The 20,606-nt window shown below is 72.3% G+C and carries 20 protein-coding genes and 4 pseudogenes; 11 read left to right on the forward strand and 13 right to left on the reverse strand.

The annotated features are described in order from the left end of the window. The 4 genes and pseudogenes from ABD946_RS28560 to ABD946_RS43015 all read right to left on the reverse strand — a co-directional run. A pseudogene (locus ABD946_RS28560) lies at nt 1-275 on the reverse strand (dihydrofolate reductase); the annotation flags it as partial. Next, entirely contained in the window at nt 272-586 is a 315-nt protein-coding gene (locus ABD946_RS43005) for a thymidylate synthase (RefSeq protein WP_425558725.1), read from the reverse strand. The pseudogene ABD946_RS28560 and the gene ABD946_RS43005, both read right to left, overlap by 4 nt. 2 nt (nt 587-588) lie before the next feature. Next, nucleotides 589-645: pseudogene (locus ABD946_RS43010) on the reverse strand (hypothetical protein); the annotation flags it as partial. 243 nt (nt 646-888) lie between these two features. Beyond that, nucleotides 889-1,080, reverse strand: coding sequence for a thymidylate synthase (locus ABD946_RS43015; protein ID WP_425558723.1), 192 nt, complete (start codon nt 1,078-1,080; stop codon nt 889-891). Between the two features lie 510 nt (nt 1,081-1,590). On the opposite strand from ABD946_RS43015, the gene ABD946_RS28570 reads away from it, so the two are divergent. Beyond that, entirely contained in the window at nt 1,591-2,088 is a 498-nt protein-coding gene (locus ABD946_RS28570; protein ID WP_345288342.1) for a phosphoribosyltransferase, read from the forward strand. A 70-nt stretch (nt 2,089-2,158) separates the two neighbouring features. Continuing rightward, nucleotides 2,159-2,302, forward strand: a pseudogene (locus ABD946_RS28575) (VOC family protein); the annotation flags it as partial. A gap of 6 nt (nt 2,303-2,308) precedes the next feature. Here ABD946_RS28575 and ABD946_RS28590 read toward each other — a convergent pair. Next, a pseudogene (locus tag ABD946_RS28590) lies at nt 2,309-4,450 on the reverse strand (phosphocholine-specific phospholipase C). Between the two features lie 272 nt (nt 4,451-4,722). Between ABD946_RS28590 and acs the strand changes: the two are divergent. Both acs and ABD946_RS28600 read left to right on the forward strand, forming a co-directional pair. Then, nucleotides 4,723-6,741 (forward strand): acetate--CoA ligase, encoded by a 2,019-nt coding sequence (gene acs / locus ABD946_RS28595; RefSeq protein WP_345288346.1) that lies wholly within the window; start codon nt 4,723-4,725, stop codon nt 6,739-6,741. Between the two features lie 542 nt (nt 6,742-7,283). After that, a complete protein-coding gene (locus ABD946_RS28600) occupies nt 7,284-8,090 on the forward strand; it encodes a hypothetical protein (RefSeq protein WP_345288348.1) in 807 nt (268 codons plus the stop codon). Between the two features lie 46 nt (nt 8,091-8,136). Here ABD946_RS28600 and ABD946_RS28605 read toward each other — a convergent pair whose 3' ends face one another. Then, nucleotides 8,137-8,769: an NADPH-dependent F420 reductase gene (locus tag ABD946_RS28605; RefSeq protein ID WP_380149477.1), complete on the reverse strand. Its 633-nt coding sequence runs from the start codon at nt 8,767-8,769 to the stop codon at nt 8,137-8,139. A gap of 42 nt (nt 8,770-8,811) precedes the next feature. After that, nucleotides 8,812-9,636, reverse strand: coding sequence for an inositol monophosphatase family protein (locus tag ABD946_RS28610; protein ID WP_345288350.1), 825 nt, complete (start codon nt 9,634-9,636; stop codon nt 8,812-8,814). 118 nt (nt 9,637-9,754) lie between these two features. Between ABD946_RS28610 and ABD946_RS28615 the strand changes: the two genes are divergently transcribed. After that, complete coding sequence (locus ABD946_RS28615; protein ID WP_345288352.1) at nt 9,755-10,690, forward strand: LysR family transcriptional regulator; 936 nt, start codon at nt 9,755-9,757, stop codon at nt 10,688-10,690. 55 nt (nt 10,691-10,745) lie between these two features. Beyond that, nucleotides 10,746-11,153 carry a hypothetical protein gene (locus ABD946_RS28620; protein WP_345288353.1) on the forward strand — a complete coding sequence of 136 codons (408 nt, stop codon included), beginning with the start codon at nt 10,746-10,748 and terminating at the stop codon, nt 11,151-11,153. A 43-nt stretch (nt 11,154-11,196) separates the two neighbouring features. Here ABD946_RS28620 and ABD946_RS28625 read toward each other — a convergent pair whose 3' ends face one another. Next, nucleotides 11,197-11,520: a hypothetical protein gene (locus ABD946_RS28625; RefSeq protein WP_345288355.1), complete on the reverse strand. Its 324-nt coding sequence runs from the start codon at nt 11,518-11,520 to the stop codon at nt 11,197-11,199. Between the two features lie 136 nt (nt 11,521-11,656). On the opposite strand from ABD946_RS28625, the gene ABD946_RS28630 reads away from it, so the two are divergent. Continuing rightward, nucleotides 11,657-12,565, forward strand: a complete 909-nt coding sequence (locus ABD946_RS28630; protein WP_345288357.1) for a DUF1444 domain-containing protein — start codon at nt 11,657-11,659, stop codon at nt 12,563-12,565. A gap of 202 nt (nt 12,566-12,767) precedes the next feature. On the opposite strand, the gene ABD946_RS28635 is transcribed toward ABD946_RS28630, so the two are convergent. Next, complete coding sequence (locus ABD946_RS28635) at nt 12,768-13,436, reverse strand: RICIN domain-containing protein (RefSeq protein WP_345288359.1); 669 nt, start codon at nt 13,434-13,436, stop codon at nt 12,768-12,770. Nucleotides 13,437-13,856: 420 nt separating this feature from the next. On the opposite strand from ABD946_RS28635, the gene ABD946_RS28640 reads away from it, so the two are divergent. After that, a complete protein-coding gene (locus ABD946_RS28640) occupies nt 13,857-15,188 on the forward strand; it encodes a DUF6271 family protein (RefSeq protein WP_345288361.1) in 1,332 nt (443 codons plus the stop codon). Continuing rightward, complete coding sequence (locus ABD946_RS28645) at nt 15,185-15,682, forward strand: GNAT family N-acetyltransferase (RefSeq protein ID WP_345288362.1); 498 nt, start codon at nt 15,185-15,187, stop codon at nt 15,680-15,682. The genes ABD946_RS28640 and ABD946_RS28645 overlap by 4 nt, the downstream gene beginning before the upstream one ends. Nucleotides 15,683-15,756: 74 nt before the next feature. Here the strand turns inward: ABD946_RS28645 and ABD946_RS28650 are convergent, their stop codons facing one another. The 4 genes from ABD946_RS28650 to ABD946_RS28665 all read right to left on the reverse strand — a co-directional run bounded on the left by ABD946_RS28650 (nt 15,757) and on the right by ABD946_RS28665 (nt 18,892). Continuing rightward, the gene (locus ABD946_RS28650; protein ID WP_345288364.1) at nt 15,757-16,527 is read right to left on the reverse strand and encodes a 4'-phosphopantetheinyl transferase family protein; all 771 of its coding nucleotides are present in this window, start codon (nt 16,525-16,527) and stop codon (nt 15,757-15,759) included. Next, nucleotides 16,524-17,459 (reverse strand): hypothetical protein, encoded by a 936-nt coding sequence (locus tag ABD946_RS28655; protein ID WP_345288366.1) that lies wholly within the window; start codon nt 17,457-17,459, stop codon nt 16,524-16,526. The genes ABD946_RS28650 and ABD946_RS28655 overlap by 4 nt, the downstream gene beginning before the upstream one ends. A gap of 118 nt (nt 17,460-17,577) precedes the next feature. Beyond that, nucleotides 17,578-17,877 (reverse strand): acyl carrier protein, encoded by a 300-nt coding sequence (locus ABD946_RS28660; RefSeq protein WP_345288368.1) that lies wholly within the window; start codon nt 17,875-17,877, stop codon nt 17,578-17,580. A gap of 82 nt (nt 17,878-17,959) precedes the next feature. After that, entirely contained in the window at nt 17,960-18,892 is a 933-nt protein-coding gene (locus ABD946_RS28665; protein ID WP_345288369.1) for a 3-oxoacyl-[acyl-carrier-protein] synthase III C-terminal domain-containing protein, read from the reverse strand. Between the two features lie 98 nt (nt 18,893-18,990). Between ABD946_RS28665 and ABD946_RS28670 the strand changes: the two genes are divergently transcribed. Beyond that, nucleotides 18,991-19,272 (forward strand): hypothetical protein, encoded by a 282-nt coding sequence (locus ABD946_RS28670; protein WP_345288371.1) that lies wholly within the window; start codon nt 18,991-18,993, stop codon nt 19,270-19,272. Continuing rightward, entirely contained in the window at nt 19,269-20,450 is a 1,182-nt protein-coding gene (locus ABD946_RS28675) for a glycosyltransferase (RefSeq protein WP_345288373.1), read from the forward strand. The genes ABD946_RS28670 and ABD946_RS28675 overlap by 4 nt, the downstream gene beginning before the upstream one ends. The last annotated feature ends 156 nt before the right edge of the window (nt 20,451-20,606 follow it).

Raw genomic sequence — 20,606 nt, forward strand, 5'->3', positions numbered from 1 at the left:
GGCCGCACTCGCCAGGGCCTCCGGGACGGACCCGGCGCGCTCCGCACCCTCCGCCCGCCACTGCGGATCGCGGGTGACGACGATGTTGCGCCGGCCCTGGCAGCGGACGGAAGCGCGGGGGCAGCGCGTCCCAGGTCCGACGCCCCCATCACCACCGGACGGCCGAGGGTGGTGGCCTTGAAGTGGGCCAGGTCCTCCCGGGAGTGCCAGGGCATCGCGTTGTCGCGGCCGATCACCCCGTCGACCGTCTGCGCCCAGATCAGCCCGACGCTCACACCGCCACCGGAGCCTTGATGGCGGGGTGGTGCCGGTAGTCGAGCAGCTCCACGTCGGAGAAGGCGTAGTCGAAGAGGGAGTCCGCCCGGCGCAGCCGCAGGTGGGGGAACTCGTAGGCGGTGCGGGAGAGTTGTTCGGTGACCTGCTCGACGTGGTTGTCGTAGACGTGGCAGTCGCCGCCGGTCCAGATGAAGTCCCCCCACGTCGAGGCCGACCTGCTGCGCGACCATGTGGGTGAGCAGGGCGTAGCTGGCGATGGTTGAACGGGACGCCGAGGAACAGGTCGGCACTGCGCTGGTACAGCTGGCAGGAGAGCTTCCCGTCGGCGACGTGGAACTGGAACAGCGCATGGCACGGGGCGAGCGCCATCTTGTCACAGCTCGGCGACGTTTCCACGCGGAGACGAGCATCCGGCGGGAGTCCGGTCGGTGCGCAGGGTGTGTCGAGCACCTCGCGATCTGGTCGATGTGCGGCCGTCCGGGCTCGGCCAGGAGCGCCACTGCACGCCGTAGACCGGGCCGAGCTCGCCGTTCTCGTCCGCCCACTCGTCCCAATGGTGCGCCCGTTGCGGTGCAGCCAGTCGACGTTGGAATCGCCGCGCAGGAAACCAGATCAAGCTCGTTGACCACGGACCTCAAGGTGCACCTTCTTGGTGGTGACCAGGGGGAAGCCCCGGGACAGGTCGTAACGGAGCTGGTGCCCGAAGACCGCTGCTGGCGTCCCGGTGCCCGTCCGTCGTGCTTGGCCGCGCCCGGTGGTGAGCACCAGCCGCAGGAGGTCTTCGTACTGCGGTGTGTCTGCCATGCCCGCCGAGTTTACCGGCGCCCACCCGTGCGGCGATGACCCACGGCCACCGACGGGTGACACCCGCGGGGGCGGTACGGCGCCGCCACTGCGGGCACGCGGACGCGTGTGACCGCAGGCCCCGGCGCCGGGCGGGGGGATGCCTGCGGCGGCCGGGCATGCGGTACGGGCACGCCCCCTCCGCCCGAGGGGGGAACGGTGGACGGGGCGTCACCCGTGGATGCGTCTCACCCCGATCCCGCGGGTCAAACCTCACCGTCTCCGGCCCGCTCCCCCCGCACCTCCCCCTCGCCCCGCCGCGCCCCGCCCCGCCGCGCCGCGCCGCGCCCGGGGACAAACACCCCCCGGAGCGGGCGGCCGTGACGGACCGCCAGACGCCGGGGTCATCGCCGGACGGGACCCCGGGACCACGCGGGATCGACCCCCGAAGCCGTTACCACGCGGCGCCGGAGGAGGATCTGCGGCGCGCCGGTCCTCGCCGCCGGGCCGCCCGGCAGGGAGACTGAACGCGTGACCGAGACGCGCGAGACCCTCGACTACCAGTCCTTCGGCCGGGCGGTGCGCGAACTCGCGCAGATGGTCGCCGACGACGGCTACCGGCCCGACCTCATCCTCAGCATCGCCCGCGGCGGCGTCTTCGTGGCCGGCGGCCTGGCGTACGCGCTCGACTGCAAGAACATCCACCTGGTGAACGTCGAGTTCTACACGGGCGTGGGCACCACCCTCGACATGCCCGTCATGCTGGCGCCCGTCCCGCAGGCGATCGACTTCTCCCGGAAGAAGGTCCTGATCGCCGACGACGTCGCCGACACCGGCAAGACGCTGGAGCTGGTGCACAAGTTCTGCCTCAGCCACGTCGCCGAGGTCCGGTCCGCCGTCATCTACGAGAAGTCGCACTCCCTCGTGAAGTGCGAGTACGCCTGGAAGCGCACTGACGCCTGGATCAACTTCCCGTGGTCGACCGAACCGCCGGTCGTCCGGAACGAGGGCCAGGTGCTCGACGCCTGACCACCCGTAACCCCCCTGACCTGCGGAGACGGCCCGGGCCCCCTGTTACTGTGCGCCCATGTCAACGATCAAGCGCCTGGCCACGCTCGAGGCCGAATGCGCGCGGCTGACGGCGCTCGGCGCGAAGCACGTGCTGACGCAGCGCGCCGACGGCGTCAACGAGTCCTGCTTCACGATGCAGGACATCGAGGGCAACGAGTTCTGCCTCGCCTGACACGCTTCAGGCGATGGAGCCGGTGGTGCCGAAGGAGCCGTTCTCGATGTGCCCGATGAAGCGTTGGGAGAAGGCGGGGTCGTTGCTCACGGTGATGGTGAAGTCGTACCAACCCCTGGCGTAGGTCTGCTGGTTGAAGAAGTCGGAGACGCTCCGGCCGGGCGGGACGCTGTAGGTCCAGCTGCCCGTGCGGTAGTTGTTGGAGGCGACGGTGAAGGTGACCGTGTCCGTGGGGTGGTCGTTCGAGAGCTGGAACCACAGGGCGATGGGGTCCATCTGCGGGGCGAAGTAGCTCTTGACCCTGGCGTAGCGGCCGGTAGGGGTGCCGGTGTCGCCCTTGAAGCGGCGCAGGAAGCGGTTGGGGCCGGTGACGGTGAGGTCGTACTTGCCGTTTCCGGAGCCGGCGCCGATGTTGAAGAAGTCGCTGGTGGTGGCGTTCGGCCCGACGGTTTACTGCCAGGGCCCGCCGGTGCGGTAGCCGTTGGCGTAGACGGCCAGGTGGGCGGCACCGGTGGCCTGGGCTCCCAGGTTGTCGAGGGCGATCCAGGCCTTCTGGGTGCCGCTCGCGGAGGTGCCCTCGTAGCGGTCGAGGTAGGCGTTGGTCTGGTACGGCAGCGGGCAGGCGGTCTTGTTGCCGGACTCCTGGACGGGGCGGGTGCCGTTGCCGGCGGGCGGGGTGGGGCGGCCGGCGGTGCTGCAGGCGGCCGCGGTCATCAGGGCGTGGCCGGCCGGTACGGGCCCGGGGAGTGCGGGCAGCGGCCCGAAGACGGGGTTGGCGAAGTCGAAGGCGGAGGTCAGGTCGCCGCAGACGGCGCGCCGCCAGGCGCTGATGTTGGGGCACTGGACGCCGGTGAGGCGCTCCAGGAAGCGCAGCACCGACGTGTGGTCGAAGACCTGGGAGTTGACGCGGCCGCCGCGGGTCCACGGTGAGGCGATGATCATCGGGACCCGGAAGCCGAGGCCCAGGGGGACGCCGTTGACGTGCTCGGTGGCGTCGTTCGCATCGGCGGCGAACGGCGGGGGCACGTGGTCGAAGAAGCCGTCGTTCTCGTCGTAGGTGAGGATGAAGACGGTGGAGTCGAGGACGGCCTGGTCTGCGGCGAGGGTCTCCAGGACCCGCTTGGCGAAGGTGGACCCGACGCTCGGACTGGCCTCCGGGTGCTCGGAGTTGGCGTAGTCGGTGACGATCCAGGAGACCGTGGGCAGGGTCTTGCCGAGCACGTCGGCGCGCAGTCCGGCGATGAGGGCGTCCGCGACGTCCCCGCCGCTGTAGGGCACGCCGGCCACACCCTTGCTCCACAGCGAGGCATTGCCGGTGCCGTCCTTGGCGGGGTCGGCGGTCATGAAGGGGGCGAAGTACTCGAGGGCGTTGTCGCCGTAGTTCCGGTCGGCGTTCCTGTCGTAGACCTGGTAGACCTTCCAGCTGATCCCGGCGTTCTCCAGGCCCTCGGCGTAGCTCTGCCAGTTCTGCTCCTTGCGGCGGAAGTCGCCGCCGTTGTAGCTGACCTGGTTGGCTCCGGGCAGGCCCGCGCCGATCGAGCCGGACCACAGGTAGTTGCGGTTGGGGCCGGTGCTGCTGATCACCGAGCAGTGGTAGGCGTCGCAGATGGTGTAGGCGTCCGCAAGCGCGTAGTTGTAGGGCAGGTCGGCGCGGTTCATGTGACCCATCGTCAGACCGGTGCTGGACTTGGCCGCGTACCAGTTGTCCATGCGCCCGTTGTTCCAGGCGTTGTGCTGGTCGCTCCAGCCGTGGCCGCCGCCGTCGATGTGGCACTCCGACCCCTCCCAGCCGGCGGCGTGGGCGCTGAGCTGCCAGGGGAAGATGGAGCCGGTGCCGCGCGGCTGCTGGAAGACGGTGCGGTTCGACGGGCCGGCGGAGGTGCCGGGGAGGTCGATGACGGCGTGGTCGCCGAAGCCACGGACGCCCTTGAGGGTGCCGAAGTAGTGGTCGAAGCTGCGGTTCTCCTGCATCAGGATCACCACGTGCTCGACCGGGGCCAGGCGCGGGTCCTTGGGCACGGTGCCACCCGCCGGGGTGGCGGCCAGGGCCTGACCGCCACCGAGGCCGAGTGGCAGTCCGACGGTTGCGGTGGCGGCCACGGCGGCGGCCGACAGCAGGAACGCGCGGCGGGGCAGGGAGTTCGTCATGGGGCATCGGTCTCTCGAGAAGTGTGGGGGCACGGCTCGACGCGAAGGACTCGGGGGACAGGGTCTCCCTGACGCACAGCGATGCAGCAGAGTGATCGATTCTGCTCCGTCAGCGCGCTGAAAACGCATCATTGCGCAGCGATCGAGCGGCGGGCAAGGGTGAGCGCCCATCGACTTCAAGGCGAGCAACGTGCACATTTATGCTCGAAGATGCGCTAGATTGAGCATCATCGAGCACCAGGGCGGCGGGCAATCGTCGACGGAAACCCCTGATGAGCGCTCAACCGGCCTATCTGGACGAGGAGTTCGTGGTGAGCAACGAGAGCCTGGCCAACCTGCTCAAGGAGGAGCGTCGCTTCGCGCCGCCCGCGGAGCTGGCGGCCAACGCGAACGTCACCGCGGCCGCGTACGCGCAGGCCTCCGAGGACCGGCTCGGCTTCTGGGCCGAGCAGGCCCGCCGCCTCACCTGGGCCATCGAGCCCACCGAGACCCTGGACTGGTCGAACCCGCCGTTCGCCAAGTGGTTCGCCGACGGCAAGCTCAACGTCGCGTACAACTGCGTGGACCGCCACGTCGAGGCCGGCAACGGCGACCGCGTCGCCATCCACTTCGAGGGCGAGCCCGGCGACTCCCGCTCCATCACCTACGCCCAGCTCAAGGACGAGGTCTCCCAGGCCGCCAACGCCCTGCTGGAGCTCGGCGTCCGCAAGGGCGACCGCGTCGCCGTCTACCTCCCGATGATCGCCGAAGCCGTCGTCGCGATCCTCGCCTGCGCCCGCATCGGCGCCACCCACTCGGTGGTCTTCGGCGGCTTCTCCGCCGACGCCGTGGCCTCCCGCATCACCGACGCCGACGCCAAGGTCGTCATCACCGCCGACGGCGGCTACCGCCGCGGCAAGCCCTCCGCCCTCAAGCCCGCCATCGACGAGGCCCTCACCAAGGTCGACGGCGTCGAGAAGGTCCTGGTCATCCGCCGCACCGGCCAGGAGGTGCAGTGGAGCGAGGGCCGCGACTTCTGGTGGCACGAGCTGGTGGAGCGCCAGTCCACCGACCACACCCCCCAGGCCCACGACGCGGAGCACCCGCTCTTCATCCTCTACACCTCCGGCACCACGGGGAAGCCCAAGGGCATCCTGCACACCTCCGGCGGCTACCTCACCCAGGCCGCCTACACCCACCACGCCGTCTTCGACCTCAAGCCGGAGACCGACGTCTACTGGTGCACCGCCGACATCGGCTGGGTCACCGGCCACTCCTACATCGTCTACGGCCCCCTCGCCAACGGCGCCACCCAGGTCATCTACGAGGGCACCCCCGACACCCCCCACCAGGGCCGGTTCTGGGAGATCGTCCAGAAGTACGGCGTCACCATCCTCTACACGGCGCCGACCGCGATCCGCACCTTCATGAAGTGGGGCGACGACATCCCCGCCAAGTTCGACCTCTCCACCCTGCGGGTCCTGGGCAGCGTCGGCGAGCCGATCAACCCCGAGGCGTGGGTCTGGTACCGCGAGCACATCGGCGCGAACAAGACCCCCATCGTCGACACCTGGTGGCAGACCGAGACCGGCGCCATGATGATCAGCCCGCTGCCCGGCGTCACCGAGACCAAGCCCGGCTCCGCCCAGCGCGCCCTGCCCGGCATCGCCGCCACCGTCGTCGACGACGAGGCCCGCGAGGTCCCCAACGGCTCCGGCGGCTACCTCGTCCTCACCGAGCCCTGGCCCTCCATGCTCCGCACCATCTGGGGCGACGACCAGCGCTACATCGACACCTACTGGTCGCGCTTCGGCCCCGGACATCATGCGGCTGACGCCGCGTGGCGCTACTTCGCGGGTGACGGCGCCAAGAAGGACGAGGACGGCGACATCTGGCTGCTCGGCCGGGTCGACGACGTGATGCTGGTCTCCGGCCACAACATCTCCACCACCGAGGTCGAGTCCGCCCTCGTCGGCCACCCCTCCGTCGCTGAGTCCGCCGTCGTCGGCGCCACCGACGCCACCACCGGCCAGGCCATCGTCGCGTTCGTGATCCTGCGCGGCAACGCCACCGAGAGCGAGGAGCTCATCGCCGACCTGCGCAACCACGTCGGCAAGACCCTCGGCCCCATCGCCAAGCCCAAGCAGATCAAGGTCGTCAGCGAGCTGCCGAAGACCCGCTCCGGCAAGATCATGCGCCGCCTGCTCCGCGACATCGCCGAAGGCCGCGAGGTCGGCGACACCACCACCCTCGCCGACGCCTCCGTGATGAACACCATCCAGTCGCAGCTCCCGGCCAACGACCAGGGCTGACCACCCCAGAACCGGACTGCCGCCGGCCATGCCCTGACCCCGGGCCGGCGGCAGTCCACCACCTCCCGCCCGGGCGGGGTCGTCACGATGGCACCAGCGACGGCCAACTCCCCGGCACCGGACGGGAGCACGGACGGTAGCCGTTGAGGGTCGGCGCACCGTCCACCGAGCCGCCGGGCACCGCTCCGCACAAGCGGTCCCCGGCGGCACTCCCCCACCCCCGACAGACCGTCAGGCCCCGCGCCCACGCGGGCCCCAGCCACCACGGCACACTCGGTCACCGCGCGGACGGGGCGGGTGCGTTCGACCCCGCGGTCCCGGGCCGGCACAGTCACCGGCGAACCACCGCCCGGGCGATCTCCGCCCACTCCACGGCTGGGCGTCGCCAACTCGGTGGTCGCCGTGGAGAACGGCGTCACCCGGGTCGACGCCCGAGTCACTCCTTCCGCCGCATTCCTCGTCCGATCCGGCCCGACGGCCGTCCGGCCACAGCTAGGCTGACCGCGCCCGTTGACGAGTGATCAGGGAAGAGGGGGTGCGCCGTGGTCGAAACCCCGCACGTGTGCGCGTACCAGCAGCTGCCGGCGGACGGGCCGCTCTCGGCGGGCTGGTGCATCGAGCGGTTCGCCCCGGTGCTGCGGGCGCTGCCCGAGGGGTTGGACGAGCAGTCGGTGAGCCGGCCGGAGCTCCTGCTGCACCAGGAGACGCTGAGCGGCCGCCGCTGGGAGATCTACTACGTGCCGTTCGACCGGATCGACCCTGCGGCCCGGGTGGCACTGGTCGGCATCACGCCGGGCCGCCGCCAGCTGCACCTCGCCGTGCAGGCGGCCCGCGCGGCGTTGCTCGCGGGGGCGGAGCCGGACGAGGCGGTCCGGCTGGCCAAGCAGACCGGGGCCTTCGGCGGCGCGATCCGCACCCACGCGGTGGCGATGCTCGACGGGATCGGCCTGGCCGACGCGTTGGGGCTGGCGACCACGGCCCGGCTCTGGGACCCGCAGGAGCGGGTGGCGGCGTTCACCTCGGCGGTCGGGCACGCGGTGTTCGTGGACGGGGCGAACTGGAACGGGGCGTCGCTGACCAGGATTCCGGTGCTGCGGACCTTCGCCGAGCAGGCGCTCGGGGCCGAACTGGCCGCGATGCCCGAGGCCTTGGTGATCCCGTTCGGCAAGGCGGCCACCGAGGCGGTGCAGCTCTCGGTGGATTCGGGGCGCATCAGCGCGGAGCGCTGCCTGTTCGGCTTCCCGCACCCGTCCGGGGCGAACGGCCACCGCAAGCGGCAGTACGACCAGGAGCGGGAGCGGCTCACCGAGGCGGTCACCGCTTGGAGGACCGCCACCGCCGCCCGATGACCCGAGCGGCCCCCACGACGCCCGGCGACCCGAGCGGCCCGGCGACTCAGCGGGCGAGCGAGACGGCGAAGGGCCTGAAGCCGTCCCGGCGCAGGAGGTGGGGCACGACGAGGATCATCGCCTCGGTGGCGCGGGCGGTGGCGATGCCGCCGAGGTCCTCGATCCATCCGGGCTGCCAACCCAGGTCGCCGAGAAGACCGGTGACGGTCCGTTTGGCGTCCGGGTCGTCACCCGACAGGTAGGCGGTCGGCGGGGTGGCCAGGCTCTCCGGGGCGGTCATCACCGTGAACAGCATGGTGTTGAGGGTCTTGACCACGTGGGTGTCGGGGAGGGCGGCCTGCAGGAGTTCGGCCAGACTGCCGCCGGGGTGGCAGAGCTCGCCGGGCAGGCCGTCCGCCGCGTCGTGGGTGGCGTTGGAGACGTCGACGAGGACCTTCCCGGCGAGCTCCGGGCGCAGGCCGGCCAGGAGTTCCAGCGAGGTGTGGCCGGGGGTTGCGTTGATCACCACCTCGGCCGTGCGGGCGGCGGTGCGCTGGTCGGCCACGGCCACGGCCGGGTGCGGGGCGGAGGCGGAAGCCGGGTTCCGGGCGCCGAGGGTGACGTGGTGTCCGGCGGCGGAGAGCTTGCGGGCGAGATTGGTGCCGACGCGGCCGGCGCCGAGGATGGCGATGGTGGTCATGGGGTGGTGCTCCTCAGGTGTCGGGAGGGAGGTGATGCCGGGTCAGGCGAGGGGCGCGAGGACCTCGAGGGCCGCGGCGTGGAGGCCGGGGGCCGAGGCCAGGAAGTCAGGGCTGCCCGTGGTCCAGGGGCGGCCCGCCAGGTCGGTGACGGTGCCTCCGGCCTCGGCGACCAGCAGGGCGCCGGCCACCAGCCCGGAGCGGACGTCGGAGAACTGCCAGAAGGCGTCCATCCGTCCGGCGGCGACGTGGATGAGCTGCATCGTGGCGGGCACCGACACCCGCACGACGAGACCGTTGACCAGCATCGCCGTGACGGACTCGCCGATCCGCCGGAAGGTGCGCTCGTCCTCGCCCGGCCGGGCCTGGCCGGTGCCGATCAGCGCGGCGCCCAGGTCGGTCTTGGCGGACACCGTCAGCGGCCGGCCGTTGAGGTGCGCGCCGGCGCCGGCCACGGCGGTGTACGTGTCACCGGTCAGCGGCAGGTGGACGACGGTGAGCACCGGCCGGTTGTCGCGGACCAGGGTGGCGGTCACCGACCAGTCGTCCATGCCGTGCACGTGGTTGATGTTGCCCTCGGCGGGGTCGACGACCCACCACTCCCCCGGCGGGAGCGCGCCGCCGGCCAGCTCGTCCTCGGCCCACCGCGATCCGGGGCGGGCCCGCAGCAGCGGCTCCCGCAGCACCGCGAGGACCGCGTCGTCGTTGGCGTGGATCTCGGCGACGACCTCGTCCAGGCTCACGCCCCGGGCGTGCGGGGTGTGGCGCTCGCGCAGCGTGCGACCGGCGCTCACAACCGCCTCGGTCACCTCGGCCAGCAGGGTCAGGTCGGCGGCGGAGTCGGCGGCGAAGGGCATGGCAGTGTTCATGAAGGTCTCCCCAAGGCTTCGATGGATCCGGGCGGCTCGTCCGCTCGCCCGCACTTCGAAGGTAGAAGCCCCGACGATTAACAACAAGTGCATGCTCTGCACTTGTAGAGTTACTCTCATGCAATTGGATCTGAACCTCCTCACGGCCCTGGACGCCCTGCTGGAGGAGGGCAGCGTCGCCGGCGCCGCCGCCCGACTGCACGTCACCGCGCCCGCGATGAGCCGCTCCCTGGGCCGCATCCGCAAGGCCACCGGCGACCAGATCCTGGTCCGCACCGGCCGCAGCATGGTCCCGACCACCCGCGCACTCGCCATCCGCGCCGAGGTCCACGCCCTGGTCCAGCAGGCGCACCGGCTGCTGTCGGCCCGGCAGGACCTCGAACTGGCCTCCCTGGAGCGGGTGTTCACCGTGCGCTGGCACGACGCCCTCACCTCCGCCTGCGGCCCCGCCCTGATCACCGCCGTCCACCGCGACGCCCCCGGCGTCCGGCTGCGCCTCTCCGCCGAACCCGGCACGGACGACGCCGAGCTGCGCCGCGGCGAGGTCGACCTGGAGTCGAGCTCCAGCCCGCCGACCCTCCCCGACATCCGCCACCGCCTGGTCGGCAGCGACCGCCTGGCGGTCGCCGTCCGGCCGGGCCACCCCCTCACCGAAGGCGCGCTGACCATCGAGCGCTACGCCGCCGCCGAACACCTCACGCTCTCCCGGCGCGGCCGGCTGCACGACGCGATCGACCACGCCCTGTCCGCCCGCGGTCTCGAACGGCGCGTCGTCGCCGCCGGGCCCACCGCCGCCTTCGCCCTCCAACTCGCCCTCGCCGGCGACCTGGTGGCCACCCTGCCCGAGGCGGTCACCCGTGCGGACCGCCACCGGCTCGGGCTGGTCACCCTGCCCCTGCCGGTCCCGATGCCCGAGGTCCCGCTGTACCTGCTGTGGCACCAGCGCTACGACGACGACCGCGCGCACGCCTGGCTGCGGGAGCTCGCCACCGAGACCGTCCGCGCCCTGTTCGCAGACAGCAGACCCGCGCCGACCAGCCATTCGACAGATTGAACCCGTTCAAATAAGCTGCGCGCGGCATCTCGGAGACCGATCAGGAGGACGGCCCGTGCGTGACGTGACGACTGCGGTGGTGGGTGCACTGCTGGCCCTGGAGGCCATGGCCCTGGTCGCCATGGGCTTCTTCTCCATGGCCATGTACGCCGTGGGCCTCACGGACGTCGGGGAGCCCTGGGGAGTCACCACCGGGATTCCGGTGATCGCGGTCTTCGGCGCGCTCCTGCTCCTCACCCTGTGCGGCGTGCGGCACGTGGTCCGCGTGCTCGGCCACCGCACCCGGCGCCGCTCCTGGAGCCTCCTCGCGCTGGCCGCCGTCCACGGCGCCTACGGCACCTCGCTCCTCCTGGACCTCGAAGGCCGCCCCCAGTACGGCGCGGCCTTCCTGCTGCTCGCCGCCGCCCAGACGGTGGCCGCCGCGAAGCCGGCGCGCGGCTTCGCGGAGTACCGCCTCGCCTGACCACCCGGCCGACCGCAGCAGCCCGCCGACCACCTCGGCCCGACTACTGCGACGCCCGCACGGCCGCTCCGGCGGACGCGACATCTAGGTCGACCACGACCTCCTCGCCCTCCCAGCGGCCGCGCTGCGAGATCGCGAGGCCGATGAACGCCAGCTCTGCGGCCCGGTCCCGCAGCACGTACTGCTCGTTGGACTCGGGCCCGACCCCGCCCTCCTCGTCCCGCTCCCACGCGTCCACCGCGGCCTGCGCCACGCTCCTGGGCAGCCGCACGGTCACCCGGCCGGCCTGCGCGTCGACCCGCACCCCGATCGCCGCCAGCACCTTCGCGTCGTCCCGGTACCGGTCGTACTGCTCCTGATCCACCACGGGGCGAGGTTACCCGGCCCGCAGCGAGCCGGCCGGTCGCCGCTAGGATCCGGATCCTCGACAACAGGGGGACACCATGGGCATTTTTCGGCGTAGAGAGCGACGGGACGGGGCGGATGTCCCGCGCGACGGGGAGTTGACGCTCCTGTCGGAGGCCGAAGCCACTCGGCTGCGCGAGCTCGTCCGGACGGCCTTCGCGGAGCACGGCCTCGACGTGACGGTCGGACCGGCGAGCGCGACCGCGGGTACGGGGTGGAACTTCAACCTCGCCAACCTGGCGGCGGTGTGCCACAACGACGGCGGTGGCCCCCGGAGTTGGCCGGCCCTGGTGAACGAGCACGTCGCCCGGGTGGTCCGCTCGGTGGCCGCGCGGCAGGCTCCCCCGGCCCTGCCGCGCGAGGAGCTCCTGACCCGGGTCCACCCCCGCCTGGTGACGAGCGACCCCGCGAGCCTGAAGGCCTTCGGCTACGGTCCCCGCTCGGTCCCGGGCCTGCTGGAGGTGCTGGCGCTCGACCTTCCGGAGACCGTCGACCTGCTGCCCGAGGACTCCCTCTCCGAGCTCGGCGGCCAGGAGGCCCTGCGGGAGCGTGCGTTCCGGAACCTGCGGGCCGTCGAGGCCGACCGGCACGAGGTGGTGACGGGCGACAACGGCACCCGCTTCGACGTCCTGACGGGCGACTCCTACTTCATCGGGTCCCTCGCCCTGATCATCGACGAGGTCGCGGCCCGCTACTCCGGGGACCTGCCCGCGCCCCACGGGATCCTGGTGGCGCTGCCGCACCGGCACGCACTCGCCTTCCACGTCGTCCGTGACCTGGAGGTGCTTCCCTCGCTGCACGGCATGGCGCGCTTCGCGGCCGCCGCGTTCACGGAGGCCCCGGGCAACCTGACCCCCTCGGTGTTCTGGTGGTTCGAGGGCGGCTTCACCGAGGTCGCCACCCACGGTGGCGCTGACCTTCCCGTGGTCCTCACTCAGGAGGGCACCGACCTGATGGCCCGAATCGGAGACCCCGGCGCCGAGGACTCGGAACGGCGGTCGGGCTGACCCACGGTCAGCTGCGCCGCGCACTCGCCCCGGTCGGCTCGGTGCGCACCCCGCAGGGCTGTCCGACGACACCGGCTCGCCCCGGCACACGGCGGCGTCGGGGCGAGTCGGTGAGCGGTGATGGGCTGTGATGAGCAGTGATGAGCAGCAGCCTTGAGTCGGCCCGTGACGTGACCTCAGATCACCTCTCGCCCAGGCGGGTTCAGTGCCAGTAGTGGTCGGCCCACGTGCCGCACGGCCACTGGATCACCTGGGCGCCCTTGTCGGTGCTGGCGCCCGGGATGGCCAGGCACTGGCGGCTGTTGTAGTTCACGATGTGGAGCCGGTTGCTGGAATCGACCAGGAAGGCCCAGTAGTGGTCGCGCCAGGTGCCGCACGGCCACTGGATCACCTGGGTTCCGGCGGTGGTGCTGGCGCCCGGGACGGCGAGGCACTTTCCGCTGTTGTAGTTGACGACCTGGTACCAGTAGTAGCCGCTTTCGGTGAACTTGTAGTTGGCCGTCCAGTAATGGTCGTTCCAGGTGCCGCACGGCCACTGGATCAGCCCGGTGCCGTCGGCGGTGCTGCCGCCGGGGACGGCGAGGCACTGGTTGCTGTTGTTGTTGATGATGTGGTCGTAGGCTCCGTTGAATCCGATGCCCTGCTGCGCCAGGGTGCCGCCCTTGGCGCCCAGGTACTGCTGGACCCGGTCCGGGCCGAGCGAGGTGAATCCCCGCAGGTCGGCGCCCTGAACGGTCACCGTGACGGTCTTCTCCGCCGCCGGCACCTGCGCGGAGGCGGTCCCTGCGGCCGTGAACCCTAAGACCGCCACGGTGGCCATCGCCACCGCGGCCCGGACCCACCGGCCCGACAACGACGCGATCGAATGCATAACAGCACTCCTGTCGGTTAATTGGACGGACAGTGTGCAGAAGAACGGCCTTTCGCCGTGTTCCCCTGCACGGCTGAGCACGGAGAAAGCTATCCCTCCGCCGCCGCCCGTCCAAGCCCCCGATTCCGGCCACTCACAGCCTGTCCGGATTTCCCTCCGGAATTGTCAATCCTGGTTCCATCTCCTCCAGTTGGTGCACAATTCAGCTTCGGGCAACCGCCTGCGCACGCACAGGGCAGCGGGGCCTGCCCGTTCGGGCAGTGTCGCGGGGCCGCGGGCGATCGCCGCCGGTCCGGCGTTGACAGTGCAGTTGGTCTAGTCCATTTTGGTGGGAGATCACCGATAGCCTCAACTCGAGGACTTCACTGCGGCTTTGAGAGCCGCGCGGCTTTGCCATGATCAGACGGAGAGTCCCGCAGCATGCAACGAGTCTGCCTCGCCCTGCCCACCATGCGTCCGTGCCCCGAAACCATCGTGGACCTCGCCGAGGAGGCGGCCTACGCCGTCGCGACCTTCGGGGTCGAGGTGCACCTCCTGGTCCTCGACACCACCGCCGCCGAGGCGTTCGCGAGCAACGCGGAGGCCGTGGCCGCCCTGACCCCCGCCCCCGGTGTCTTCGTCCACCACCTCGGCGAGGAGCAGCAGCGGCAGTGGCTGCGCGGGGCGGCGGAGCGCTCCGGCTCCTCCGCCGATCCGGAGCTGCTGCTGGAGCTGATGCTGCCGCCGGCCGTCGCGTACGGCTCCTGCGTCAACCGGCTGTTCCTGGGTGCGGCGGCGCTCGGCTGCACCTCGGTGCACCTGCGCAACGACGACTTCGAGTACCAGACCCAACACGGGCAGAAGCTCTACCCGATCCACCACGAGCTGCTCTCGATCGGCCGCCCGGCCGGCGAGGCGGTCGCCGGGGTGACCGTCTCCGAGCTCGACCCGGCGGACGCGGCGATGCCGGTCATGGTGGTCAGCGGCTCGTTCATCGGCGAACTCAACGTGGACATCGGCGAGATCCGCGAGCTGGACCCGCAGGTCTACCACGACCTGGTGCGCCTGTGGACCCCGCCGGTCTGGCCGGACGAGGACCGGGACGCGATGGTCGACCTCTCCTTCAAGGGGGTCGGCGCCGAGCCCTTCGACACCGACCACTCGGTGCTCGGCGTGCCGGACATCTGGAACGTCTACATGTGCAACGTCGCCCTGGACCACCGGGCCTACGAGGTGCTGCCGCTGCTGCCCTCGGTGGACACCCTCGGCTGCGACTACGCACTGCTGCACGCCCTGGTCCACTCCCGCACGCCCGGCGTCGTCCACAACCGGCACATCGTCAACTACTACACGCCCGAGCGGCGCGTCGGCGCCGGGTTCGTCAACTACCAGCTGCGGTTCGTGAAACTGCTGCTCTCGATGCTGTACCTGTACCCGGTCTACGGCGGGATGATCGACCTCGGGCGCGGGCTGCTGAACGAGCGCGACGAGCTGAAGGTGGAGCCGATCCTGGAGCTGGTGCGCGGCACCTTCGACTGGGACCGGTCCGGGAACGAGCACACCCTGGACCTGGCCGAGGCCGCCTACCGCAAGCTGGGCGGCAAGTACGCCGAGCTCGCCGACGTGGTGGTCGAGCGCCGGCAGCAGCTGCTGGACGAGGCCCAGGAGGACGCCGAGCGCTGGGCGGTGCTGATCGAGGCCTGGGCCGGGATGGTGGCCGCCACCCGCGCCCACGGGTTCGGCCTCAACTCCCCCGAGGTGGCGGCCGAGTGAGTGCGCAGTACCTGATCCGGCAGCTGGCCGACGGCGACTGGGACGCCGTGGTCGCGCTGGAGCACGACGCCTACGCCGCCGACGGCCTCTCCGAGGGGCGGGAGGCCCTGCAGTCCCGCGCCCTGGCCTCACCCGCGACCTGCTTCGTGCTGGAGCAGCACGGCGAGGTCCGCGGCTACGCGCTCAGCCTGCCGTACCCGCCGCTGCGCTGCCCGGACCTGGCCCGGCCGGAGTCAACCGCGTTCGAGTCCGGGAACCTGCACATGCACGACATGGTGATCGCCGAGGACCTCCGCGGCCGGGACGTCGCGGAGGCGTTCATGCGCTACGTCCAGGCGCGGGCGGCGGAGGCGGGCTTCGAGGAGATCTCCATGGTGGCGGTGCGCGGCACCGACATCCTGCTGCGGCTGATGGGCTACCGCGCCCACCGCGAGGTGGCCGTCCCCGAGTCCTACGGGCGGCGGGCGGTCTACATGTCGATGCCGCTGGGGTGAGCGCCGGCACGAGCGGCCGCTTCGGGCCGGGGCGACCCTGCGGGGGCACCCCGGCCGGGGGCGGTCGAGGCGTTTCACAACTCCGGTGCGCACCAGACATGTTGGCGAACGGTGACGGGAAGGTCCAGGTCCGCGGCGACCGCCGCGCGGTACGGGCCCGGCACCGGGACGTCGGCCAGCCAGAGCGGCCCGGAGCCCAGGGGGCCCGCGTCGGGCAGGCGCAGCGGTGAGGGCCCCGCCAGCGCGAGGCCCAGCCCTTGGGCGAGCCGGCCGCCGTGGACCTTCACGACCGCCTCGCGGCGGCACCAGAGCCGGGTGAAGTGCTCGGCCCCCTCCGCCTCGGTGGGGGCTTCGAGGACCAACGCGGCGTCCGTAGGCGGGAAGTGACGGCGGGCGATCCGTGCGCCGACGCCGGGCGGGCGGAGCTCCTCGACGTCCACACCGACGCGGCGCCCTTCGGCGACCGCCAGGACGGCCAGCGCCCCCGAGCCGGACCAGTTGACCTGGAGCACGGGGGCGGAGGACGGGTCGGAGGCCAGGGCGGAGTCGGACGGGTGGACGGGCTCCGGCTTGCCGTGCGGCCCGTGCCGCCAGGCGAGCCGGCCCGCATCGATGCCGAGCCGGGCGGACACCAGCAGGCGGACGGCACCGCGGGCGACGGTGAAGCGCGCACCCTGCACGGGGTCGTGCGCGGCGTCGGCGCGGGCGAGTTCGGCCGGGTCGAGCAGACCACGCAGCCACCGGACGACGGCCGGGGGCTGGTCGGTCGGGATCACCCAGACGTCGACCGGCCCGACGGCGGCACCGGCGATGTCACCGGCGGTGGTACCGGCTGTGGCGCTCACGCTAGCGTCAGAATGCTGAGCCGCCCCAGGCGCCGGTCGTGGTCGGCCACCAGCAGCGGGCCGCCGCCCCCGGTCTCCGGGTGGCGCGCGAGGTGCTCCGCCAACAGGCTCCAGACGCCGGTGAACGGCTGCCCGGGCGGCGCCGTCGTGCCAACGGCGTCCGTCGCGCCGGCACCATCCGCTGCCTCCGCGTCCACCGTCGTGCCCGTACCCAGCGCCGTGCCCGCGTCCACCGTCGTGCCCGCGCCCAGCGCCGTGCCCGCGCCCAGCAGCGTCCCGACATCCTCCGGGCCCCCGGTGCGGCCGAGGTCGGCGGCGAGCAACAGCCCGGCGCCGGTGCCGAGTTCGCGGTGCGCGGCGAGGACGGAGGCCAGCGCGAGCGAGCCGTCCGACTGCTCCTCCTGACGCACCCTCAACCCCTCCCCCTCACCCTCCTCGCAGACCAGCACCACGGCGCGGTGCTGCGCCGGCAGGGCGACGGACTCGGGGGCCTCGTAGTGCAGGACGCTCTGCTCCGCCAGGACCACCACGGCCCGCCGGCAGCCGCCGGTGCGGTGGTGGGCGGCGGCGATCCGCAGGGCGGTGAACGCGGCCGCGCTGCCCTGGTCGCAGATCGCGAAGGCCATCGGCTGTCCGGGGCAGTGGCGGCTGAGGTACAGCGCGGACGGGGCGGCGGGGCGGACGTCGTGGGAGGAGAAGGCGAGGATCAGCAGGTCGGCGGGCTCGTCCTCCGCGAGGACCTTCCCGAGCAGACCGGCGGCCATCTCGCCGTAGTCGTGGCCGGCGCCCTCGCGGAGCAGGTCCTCGCGCAGCGGCAGGCCGTACGGGCGGACCAGGTCGCCGACGAAGGCGCGCAGGTCGGGGTGGAGCGAGGCCTCCGAGCGACCCTCGAACCCGGCGGCGAGCGCCCTGGTGACGCGCAGCCCACGCACCCCGGCGGCACCTGGCACGGACCCGGCCGAGGGCGCGGGCGCAGGCACGGCCGAGGGCGAAGGCGCGGCCGAGGGCGAAGGCGCGGCCGAGGGTGCGGACACCGGCAGCGACACCGGGTCAGTCCTCCTCGACGATGTGCGCGACGACGTAGTCGGCGAGCCGGTCGATCGAGCGGAGGTCGTCCAGGGCGAGGCGCTCGACGTTGACCTGGATGTCGAGGGTCTCCTCGATCTCCAGCACCAGCTCGATGGTGCCGACCGAGGTGAGGCCGAGGTCGTCGAAGAAGCAGACGTTGTCGAGGTTCTCCGGGAGCTCGACGGTGAGGACGCGCGGCAGCGCCTCCTCGATTCCCCGCCGGACCCGGGCGCGCAGCTCGGCGTCGACCGGTCCGGTGGTGGAGGGTGCGGAGTCTGACATGGGTGAACCGTCCGTGGTGGGCGAAGGGTGGCGGGCGCCGGGCGGCGCGCCGGACCGGGGCGCACGGCGCGCTGACGGCACGTCAGTGCTGCAGGACCATGGCCGAGAAGGTGGCGCCGATGCCTGCGGCGGCGATCAGGTAGTGATCGCCCGGCCGGAGCGCTCCGCCCGTGGTGGCGGTGCGGAGGTTGACGAAGGCGTCTGCGGCCAAACTGTGCCCCACCGCGGGCACGTTGTCCAGCACGACCCGCTCCACAGGATAGTCCAGTTCGCGGCAAATCATGCGCCAGGAAGCCTGGTTGACGTTGTGCGGAAGCAGCAGAGAAATCTCGGAGAGGTTTAGACCAGCCTGGTCGACGGCGGCCTGCAGGGTCTCGATCATGGTGGGCTGGTACTCCCGCTGGTACCGGGTCAGCAGCTCGGGGTCCTCGGCCAGCCGGCCGTCGAACTCCGGCCGCTGGCGCACCACGTAGGAGACCACCCGGTCCCGGGTGCCGCCGAGGCTGACCAGGCAGGCCGCCGAGGCCTCCGCGCAGATCGAGGTGTCCGGGACGAGCTGGGCGTCCCGGGTGAAGGTCTTCTCCCCCGCCACCACCAGGGCCAGCGCCGTGGGGTCGCCGTCGTCGGCCAGCAGGCGGCCCGCCAGGTCGACGGCCAACAGTGAGGTGGCGCAGGCCTGTTGGGTGACGGTGAACGCCGTGGCACCGCTCAGGCCGAAGCGCTCGGCCAGCTCCTGGAGCGGGTTGAGCGGATAGGGCACCACGACCGGCATGCCGCGCGCGTGCAGCAGGTACCGGACCCGGTGCTCGTTGCCGCGCAGCTCGGGCAGGGCCCGGACGGCGGCGTCCAGCAGGTCGGGCAGCGTCCCGTCCGGGTCCAGGCGCACCTGGTCCAGGCCGTGGAAGCGGCGGAAGAGTCGAAGTTGACGTGGGGTCAGGCCGATCCGGGCGCCCACGTCCTCGATCGGTTCGATCCGTGGGGGGAGGTGGACGGCCACTGCCTCCAGTGCGGTCACCGGGCTAGTATTCCCACGCCCGGCAGGTCGCACAAGTGATCAACGACCCGGTGCCTTCCCCTTCCGCCCCCGTGCCGTCGAGCAGGTGGAGCCCCTTCATGCCTGATGCAGAGCCTTCCTTCGTACACCCCGATCTCGATCCGGAGCTGGTGGCCGCGCTCGTCGAGGCCGCCGACGCACTGCCCGAATGGGCAGAGTCGGTGGTCCCGCAGGCTCGTCTGGACGCCGATCTGGCGCTGGACGAGAGCGAGTTCGCCGTCCTGGGCACCCTGCTGCGGGTGCGCTTCGGTGCCGACCTGGCTGCCCTGCGGGCCGGTCTGGACCTGGACGGACTGGCGGCCCTGACCGTCGCCGACCTGATGGGGCTGGTGCGCCGGTGAGCCGCTTCCTGCTGGTGATGCCCCCGCTCGCCGGGCACGTCAACCCGGCCGCCGGGATCGCCGCCGAACTGGCCGCCCGCGGCCACCAGGTGGCCTGGACCGGGACCGAGACGGTGCTGGAGCCGCTGCTCGGCCCGCGGGCCACGGTGTTCGGGACCGGCACCCGCGCGTTCCGGGCGCTCGGCGGCCACGGCCTGGCCTCGGTCCGCTCGCTCTGGGAGGGCTTCGTGGTCCCCTACGCGAAGTTCACCATGAAGCCGCTGGACGCCGTGGTCCGCGAGTACCGGCCCGACGTGCTGCTGGTCGACCAGTACACCCCGGCCGGCGCCCTGCTGGCGCACCGTCACGGGCTGCCCTGGGCGAGCTTCGCCCCGGGGGCGATGGAGCTGGGCCGCCCGTACCGGGCCCTGCCGCAGGTGGAGGCCTGGATGACGGGCCACCTCGAGGCGCTCTGGCGCCGGGCCCGGCTGCCGGAGGAGGAGTTCACCGACCCTCGCTTCTCGCCGCACCTGGTGGTGGCCACCAGCGGCCGGGCGCTGCTCGCCGAGGACCTGCCGGACACGCCCCGGTACGCCCTGGTGGGGCCGGTGCTGACGGAGCGTCCGGCGGACCCGTCCTTCCCCTGGGAGCGGCTGGACCCGGCCCGGCGCACCGTCCTGGTCACCATGGGCACCCTCTCGGACGCGGTCGGCGCGGACTTCCTGGACCGCGCCGTCCGGGCGCTGGCCCGGCACGGCGAGGGCATCCAGGCGGTGGTGGCCGCGTCCGCCGGGGCACTGCCGACTGCCCTTCCGGACACGGTGGTCGCGGTGGAGCGGGCACCGGTCCTGGAGCTGCTGTCGAGGGGCTCGCTGGACGCGGTCCTCTGCCATGGTGGAATGAACACCGTGGGCGAAGCACTGGCCCACGGTGTCCCCCTGCTCCTGGCGCCGATCCGCAACGACCAGCCCTTCGTGGCTCAGCGGGTCGCCGAGGCCGGGGCCGGTCTGCGGGTGCCCTTCACCCGGGCCTCCCCCGCGACCGTCGCCGAGCGGCTCCGACGGGTGCTCGACGATCCCTCCTTCCGCACGGCCGCGCAGCGGCTCGGCCGTGAACTGCTGGCCGGAGGCGGGGCGGTGACGGCCGCCGACCGCCTGGAGGCACTGGCCGCCGGCACGCCCGCATCCCCTTCGCACTGAACCGTTCCACCGCTCACTGGAGTTCTGGTTGATCGAGACCAAGGGCCTTCGCAAGTCCTATCCGTCCGGACGACGCGGCCGCACCGTGGTCGACGCCGTCCGCGGCATCGACCTGGCCGTCGGGGGAGGCGAGATCTTCGGACTCCTCGGCCCCAA

Source organism: Kitasatospora albolonga (assembly GCF_039535905.1).
GTDB lineage: Bacteria > Actinomycetota > Actinomycetes > Streptomycetales > Streptomycetaceae > Kitasatospora > Kitasatospora albolonga.

Coding starts and splice junctions, on each gene's coding strand:
- ABD946_RS43015 (WP_425558723.1), bottom strand. CDS start 1,080: ATGGCAGACACACCGCAGTACGAAGACCTCCTGCGGCTGGTGCTCACC.
- ABD946_RS28615 (WP_345288352.1), top strand. CDS start 9,755: ATGCAATTGGATCTGAACCTCCTCACGGCCCTGGACGCCCTGCTGGAG.
- ABD946_RS28670 (WP_345288371.1), top strand. CDS start 18,991: ATGCCTGATGCAGAGCCTTCCTTCGTACACCCCGATCTCGATCCGGAG.
- ABD946_RS28610 (WP_345288350.1), bottom strand. CDS start 9,636: ATGAACACTGCCATGCCCTTCGCCGCCGACTCCGCCGCCGACCTGACC.
- ABD946_RS28660 (WP_345288368.1), bottom strand. CDS start 17,877: ATGTCAGACTCCGCACCCTCCACCACCGGACCGGTCGACGCCGAGCTG.
- ABD946_RS28605 (WP_380149477.1), bottom strand. CDS start 8,769: ATGACCACCATCGCCATCCTCGGCGCCGGCCGCGTCGGCACCAATCTC.
- ABD946_RS28635 (WP_345288359.1), bottom strand. CDS start 13,436: ATGCATTCGATCGCGTCGTTGTCGGGCCGGTGGGTCCGGGCCGCGGTG.
- ABD946_RS28640 (WP_345288361.1), top strand. CDS start 13,857: ATGCAACGAGTCTGCCTCGCCCTGCCCACCATGCGTCCGTGCCCCGAA.
- acs (WP_345288346.1), top strand. CDS start 4,723: ATGAGCGCTCAACCGGCCTATCTGGACGAGGAGTTCGTGGTGAGCAAC.